The following is a 5,981-nucleotide window of genomic DNA, read 5'->3' as shown; positions in this document are numbered from 1 at the left end:
CGGGCAGGTGAAGGCGAGCCTGTCGGCGTCGGTCCGGCCGCCGGTCGCCCACTCGTCGACATGGTGGACTTCGCACCAATACCCCGGCACGTCGCAGCCCGGGTGGGTGCAGCCGCGATCCTTGGCGTAGAGGACTATGCGCTGATCCGGCGAGGCGATTCTCCGCGTCCGCCCGAGATACAGTGGCCGGCTCGAGTGCTCGTCGAACACGGCCAAGTAGTGATAGGCGTGGCTGGCCATCCGGATCAGGTCGCCCATCGGCACCAGCGTCCCGCCGCCGGTCACGGCTCGGCCCGCGCCCGAACTCAGCTCCTGCAGCGTGGTCGACACGATGACAGTCACCGGCAACCCGTTGTGCACACCGAGTTTCGGATCGCCCAGCCGGCTACGCACCAGGGCATTGAGCGCGTCGTGCTGGCGCTGGGCGTGGCTGCGCGTGTCCCTGCCGGCGAACTCCTCGGCGGGTTCGCCGTCTACGCAAGGGGTTTGATCGTCCGGGTTGCACATGCCGGGGGCCGCGAAACGCGCCAGCCACGCATCGATATTGGCGCGCAGTTCCGGGGACGCCACCAGCTTGCCGATGCTCATGCCATCCGCGCGCTGACCGCACCACGTGAAGCCGCGCTGGCGCGCGCGGTCGGTGTCGGAGAACTTACCGTCGGGATTGATCAGCAGCGCGCACCGGTTCGCCACCCCTTGCAACTGGTCGGGGCGCAACTTCAGCGCCTGCCGGGCGAGAAACCGCTCGGTTTTTTCCACCGTGTCGACCGGTATCGCTTCCGGCAGGTCACGGACGAACGTCTGGATCACCCGCAGGTGCTGCCCATCGAGCATGCCCTCCCGCCACGCCTCGGCGGTGGCCGGCAGCTCGGGCGGCAGCTCCTGGCCGGTCAGGGTCGCACGCGGAGAAAGCTGCGCAACGTCGCGCAGCCGACGGCCGGCCTCGGCGCAGCTGATCCGCAGCCAGTCGGCCACCACTTTGTGGACCGGCCCGCCGATGTCGGCGGGATCCTCGTCTGCCAGGCCGGCGATGACGTCGTGGCTCACCGCGACCTGGCGGCGGCGCGACGTTTCCATCCGCTCCAGCGCGCGCAGCCGGACGGCGGGGCTGAGGGCGGCGAAGTTCAGCCCGGCGACCTTCGCCGTGGCCGCGTCGAGCTGATCCAGCGCGGAAGCCAGCTCGGCCGGTGCGGTGATCGAACGCATGTTCGAATTTTATCGGTTGGCGCAGACCGCGGCTATCGAAAAAGGCGGTCCTGTGGATAAAAACCGGACTGTGGATAACGGAGCGTCATAAAGACGCGCATTGCGCTTAGTAACGCAACGATCAGGAGCTGGGACAGAGATCGGCTTGGGCGTAGTAAACGAGTAGGTCGGCCTGTTGGAGGTTAAGCCCATTCGGACCCAGGTCGGCGTCGGACTTCTGTAGCGCCATGGCCTGTAGCTGTCCGGGAGGAACGCCGTACGACAATTGCTGGCACAATCTCTGGCCCGTCTGCAACAGCGCGTCGTCGCCACCGCCGAAGTCATGTAGCCCCGCGTTGTGCAGGTCATTGAGATAGGAGGCGGCGTCCGCCTGAGCCGGGCTGGCGCAGACGACACCGGCGACAAGAAGCGGGCTGATTATTGCCGCTAAGCCCTTAAATCGGCCATACCGCCGATGTGCCGCCATAGTTCCTTCTCCTTTGCTTGAAGCGAACCGAATTGAATGCTCAATATCTTGGAGCAATTTCCACAAACTCGCCAGCGGATAGGCCCACGAGCCAATGACATCAGCGTGTCCAACTGGCTAACACCGCACGTGGTCAGGCCGGATACGGAGTCTAGGGTGAAAGCCATGCGGGTAGGCGTGCTGGGGGCAAAGGGCAAAGTCGGGTCGACGATGGTGGCGGCCGTGCAGGCCGCCGAGGACCTGACCCTGTCCGCGGAGGTGGACGCCGGTGATCCGCTGAGCCTGCTGACCGAGGGCGATACGGAGGTGGTCATCGACTTCACCCACCCCGACGTGGTGATGGGCAATCTAGAGTTCCTGATCGCCAACGGAATTCACGCGGTCGTCGGCACCACGGGCTTCACCCAACAGCGCGTCGAGCAAGTGCGGTCGTGGCTGGCCGATAAGAACACGTCGGTGCTGATCGCGCCGAACTTCGCGATCGGGGCGGTGCTGTCGATGCATTTCGCGAAGCAGGCGGCGCCCTTCTTCGACTCGGCCGAGGTCATCGAGCTGCACCACCCGCACAAGGCCGATGCCCCGTCGGGCACCGCGGCCCGCACCGCGAAACTGATCGCCGAGGCCCGAAAGGGCTTGCCGCCCAACCCCGATGCCACCAGCAGCAGCCTGCCCGGTGCGCGCGGCGCCGACGTCGAGGGGATACCGGTGCACTCCGTGCGGCTGGCCGGGCTCGTCGCCCATCAGGAGATCCTGTTCGGCACCGAGGGGGAGACGCTGACCATCCGCCACGACAGCCTGGACCGCACGTCGTTCGTGCCAGGCGTGCTGCTGGCCGTGCGGCGGATCAGGGAACGCCCCGGCCTCACGGTCGGCCTCGAGACCCTGCTCAACTTGAAATGAACGAAACCGTCCGCACCCTGCGCATCCAGCTGCTGATCGCGTTCATGTGCGTGGCGATGCTGGCGTACTTCGCGCTGCTGGGCCGCCTGGCGTTCGCGATGATCGCGTCCGGCCGGGTTGCCGCGGCCGGCCTGGGCGCGGCGTTGCTGATCATGCCGGTCATCGGGCTGTGGGCGATGGTCGCCACCCTGCGGGCCGGCTTCGGCCATCAGAGGCTCGCCCGCCTGATCGCCGAGGACGGAATGGAACTCGAAACCAGCGCGCTGCCGCGGCGGCCGTCGGGCCGGATCGAGCGGGACGCGGCCGACGCGTTGTTCGCCACGGTGCGCACCGAGGTGGAGGCCGACCCCGACGACTGGCGGCGCTGGTACCGGCTGGCCCGGGCCTATGACTACGCGGGGGACCGCCGCCGCGCGCGGGAGGCCATGAAAACGGCGTTGGAACTACACCGGGCACCGCAGGCCGGCCGATGAGCAAGACCCTGTTGATCATTCACCACACCCCGTCGCCGCACTGCCAGGAGCTGTTTGAGGCGGTGGTGGCCGGTGCGACCGACCCTGAGATCGAGGGTGTTGAGGTTGTCCGGCGACCGGCTCTCACGGTGTCCCCGGTCGAGATGTTGGAGGCCGACGGCTACCTACTGGGGAGCCCAGCCAATCTCGGCTATATCAGCGGTGCGCTCAAGCTTGCGTTCGACCAGTCGTATTACCAGCTTCTCGACTCGACGGGGGGCAGGCCGTTCGGGCTGTGGCTACACGGCAACGAGGGCACCGAGGGAGCAGAGCGCGCGGTCGACGGGATCACCGCCGGACTTGGCTGGGTGAAAGCCGCTGAGACCGTCGTGGTGATGGGCAAGCCGAGTAAGTCTGACGTGGAGGCTTGCTGGAACCTCGGCGCGACGGTCGCGGCGACGTTGATGGATTGAATTGCTCGGCCATCTGGTGGTCGGCGCGGCCACGATCAGCATCCGGGTGCCGCAGACCCCCGCCCCGGGCCTTGGTTGCACAAGATGAACACGCTGTGGTCACGGTTGCGCTCCGTCGCGCAATGGATCCGGGGCGTTCCGTCCGCGCCGCCGGTCGCCCCTTCTAATCTCCAACACATGACCACGATTGCTGCTCCCGCCGAGGCCGAAGCCGAAGTAGCGGGGTTCGAGGTCCTTAGCGGTTCGTGGCCAGTGGTTTGAGCCCAACTTGGAACCTGAACTCGACACCGATCTGAGAGTGCTCGCGAGGGGACTGCCGGTGCGGCGGAAGGGCTGCTTGGTGTCGTCGCTTTCCCTGGGGGACGCGGGGTGCCGGATTTGGTAGTTTTAGCAAGGGTTTCGCATCGCTGTAGCAGAGACTCGCAAATGGTGCTCCGTATATCGAGAGCCCTGCCGACTGCACGGCTGTCGCCAATCTCAAAGTAGTAATTGCTTACCGAGATTGTGGACTCCATGCAGCAGTAAGCCTCAATTGTGCAGATCAAAGTAGCAGCCCGATCGAGGTGGCATCTGCCTGGCCGATCCCTACCGAAGACCCGGGATGCGGGGGGATGAAATGCTCACGGCTCACGGCTGATGAAGGCTATGAGGGCTCGTCGTCGGCGGGGGAGTCGTCGTCTTTGGCCAGGTGGCGCAGGACTCGTTCGTTGAGGGCGGCGAGCATGTCGAGCTCAGCCGGGGTGAGAAGGTCGATGAAGTTTTGGCGGACGTCCTCCACGTGCCTGGGCGCCGCCTTCTCGATGGCGGCGCGGCCTGCCGGCAGCAGGCAGACCATGGTGCTGCGGGCGTCGTCGGGGTTGGGCTCGCGGCCGATCAGGCCGTCCTTCTGCATGCGCCGCACCTGGTGGGAGACACGGCTCTTCTCCCAGCCCAGTGTGTTGCACAGGTCGCGGGCGGCCATGCGGTCCCCGTCGTGACCCGAGAGCACCGCCAGGACCTCGTAGTCGGCCCCGGACAGGCCCGATTCCTGCAGGCCCCGGTTCAGGTGCACGTCGAGCTGATGATGCGCGTGCTGGAAGGCCCGCCAGGCGCGGTCTTCACGAGGGTTCAGCCAGTTCGGTTCCATCAGCCCCCATGCTACCCGATTGGTTGACGCATCAACAAACGTTGCTTAAGGTGGACGAGTCAACCTTTTCGATCGTCAGTCAGGACGGGACACCTCATGAGCAGTATCAGCATCATCGGCACCGGGAACATGGCCCGCGCCATCGGCGCGCTGGCGGTAGCGGGCGGCAACACCGTCGAGGTCATCGGCCGCGATCAGTCCAAGGCCGCTGACCTGGCCAAGGCTCTCGGCGGCAGCGCCACGACGGGACAGTTCGGCGCCGTCCCGGCCGGGGACATCGTCATCGTGGCCCTGTTGTACGCCAATGTCGTTCCGGTAGTCACCCAGTACGGAGACGCCCTCGCGGGCAAGGTCATCGTCGACATCAGCAACCCCTTCAATTCCGCGGCCGACGGGCTAGCCATCCCCGATGGCACCTCGATCGCGCAGGAAGTTGCCAAGGCCGCCCCGGCCAGCGCCAGCGTGGTGAAGGCATTCAACACCATCTTCGGTGTTGTCCTGGCCCAGGGCCGGCCGCTCGACGTCTTCATCGCCGGCGACGACGCGCGCGCCAAGGCGGGCGTGGCGGAGTTCATCGAGAGCCTCGAGCTGCGCCCGCTAGACGTCGGCGGCTTGAACATGGCGCACTGGCTGGAAGGAACGGGCCTGGTCGTGATGGGCCTCGCCAGCCACGGGGTGGGGAACTACGACTTCGCCCTCGGCGCCACCGTTCCCGGCTGAGCGGCACCGCCGCCGGTCCAAGCCGTGAACGAACAGGGGCGCCTGCGCCCTGACAATGGTTGATGGATCACCGAAAGGACTCGCTAATGCCAGATATCAATGTTGGCGGACGATGGTCTGCCTGGAGAGGATTCTCGCGATGAAGCTTGGTTTCGCAATTCCCATAGTCGGGTCCGCTGTCAGCGGCGCCGCTGGTCTGAGCGCGTTCTGCCGCGGACTCGAGGACCTTGGCTACGACACGCTGTGGGTCGGCGATCGACTGGTCACGCCGGTTGATATGCACAGCATCTATCCGGGCAAAGAGCAGCCGTACCCGCCGCAGATGACCCGTTACCTCGATCCGGTGCTGCTGTGGACCGTCGCCGCGACGGCGACCAGCCGGGTGCGGCTGAACGCCAGCACCCTCAGCACGTTCTACTACGAGCCGCCGCACCTGGCCCGGCTGCTGACCACGCTCGACGTGCTCAGCGACGGCCGCCTTGACGTTGGCGTGGGAATCGGGTGGATGAAGGACGAACACGACATCGCCCGCGGCGCGGACTGGCGCCGGCGCGGGCAGATGCTCGATGACCTGCTGGCGTTCCTGCACGAGTGGTGGACGACCACCCCGGTGTCCTGGGACAGCGCGTTCTTCTCGC

General features: G+C 66.3%; 8 protein-coding genes. 5 read left to right on the top strand and 3 right to left on the bottom strand.

From position 1 onward, the window contains the following. On the bottom strand, nt 1–1,206 hold a 1,206-nt coding region (locus JWP83_RS24325; protein WP_297736117.1), incomplete at its 3' end, for an HNH endonuclease signature motif containing protein. Nucleotides 1,207–1,327: 121 nt separating this feature from the next. Further along, nucleotides 1,328–1,672 (bottom strand): DUF732 domain-containing protein, encoded by a 345-nt coding sequence (locus tag JWP83_RS24320; RefSeq protein WP_297736114.1) that lies wholly within the window; start codon nt 1,670–1,672, stop codon nt 1,328–1,330. Nucleotides 1,673–1,837: 165 nt separating this feature from the next. Here JWP83_RS24320 and dapB point away from each other — a divergent pair, with 165 nt between their 5' ends. From dapB to JWP83_RS24305, 3 genes are read left to right on the top strand one after another with little or no spacing between them, the layout of a single operon-like run. Beyond that, nucleotides 1,838–2,572, top strand: a complete 735-nt coding sequence (gene dapB, locus JWP83_RS24315) for a 4-hydroxy-tetrahydrodipicolinate reductase (RefSeq protein ID WP_297736112.1) — start codon at nt 1,838–1,840, stop codon at nt 2,570–2,572. After that, nucleotides 2,569–3,045 carry a hypothetical protein gene (locus tag JWP83_RS24310; protein WP_297736109.1) on the top strand — a complete coding sequence of 159 codons (477 nt, stop codon included), beginning with the start codon at nt 2,569–2,571 and terminating at the stop codon, nt 3,043–3,045. The genes dapB and JWP83_RS24310 overlap by 4 nt, the downstream gene beginning before the upstream one ends. Then, a complete protein-coding gene (locus JWP83_RS24305) occupies nt 3,042–3,497 on the top strand; it encodes a flavodoxin family protein (protein WP_297736106.1) in 456 nt (151 codons plus the stop codon). Before JWP83_RS24310 ends, JWP83_RS24305 begins: the two co-directional genes overlap by 4 nt. Nucleotides 3,498–4,140: 643 nt before the next feature. On the opposite strand, the gene JWP83_RS24300 is transcribed toward JWP83_RS24305, so the two are convergent. Then, nucleotides 4,141–4,623, bottom strand: coding sequence for a MarR family winged helix-turn-helix transcriptional regulator (locus JWP83_RS24300; RefSeq protein ID WP_297736103.1), 483 nt, complete (start codon nt 4,621–4,623; stop codon nt 4,141–4,143). 96 nt (nt 4,624–4,719) lie between these two features. On the opposite strand from JWP83_RS24300, the gene JWP83_RS24295 reads away from it, so the two are divergent. Next, a complete protein-coding gene (locus tag JWP83_RS24295; RefSeq protein WP_297736099.1) occupies nt 4,720–5,343 on the top strand; it encodes an NAD(P)-binding domain-containing protein in 624 nt (207 codons plus the stop codon). 139 nt (nt 5,344–5,482) lie between these two features. Beyond that, nucleotides 5,483–5,981 (top strand): LLM class flavin-dependent oxidoreductase (locus JWP83_RS24290; protein WP_297736095.1); only part of this gene is annotated, 499 nt, incomplete at its 3' end.

The sequence above is a fragment of the Mycobacterium sp. genome (assembly GCF_025965855.1).
Taxonomy (GTDB): Bacteria; Actinomycetota; Actinomycetes; order Mycobacteriales; family Mycobacteriaceae; genus Mycobacterium.
The sequence above is the reverse complement of the archived record's forward strand: the minus strand, read 5'-3'. Positions and strand labels throughout refer to the sequence as shown.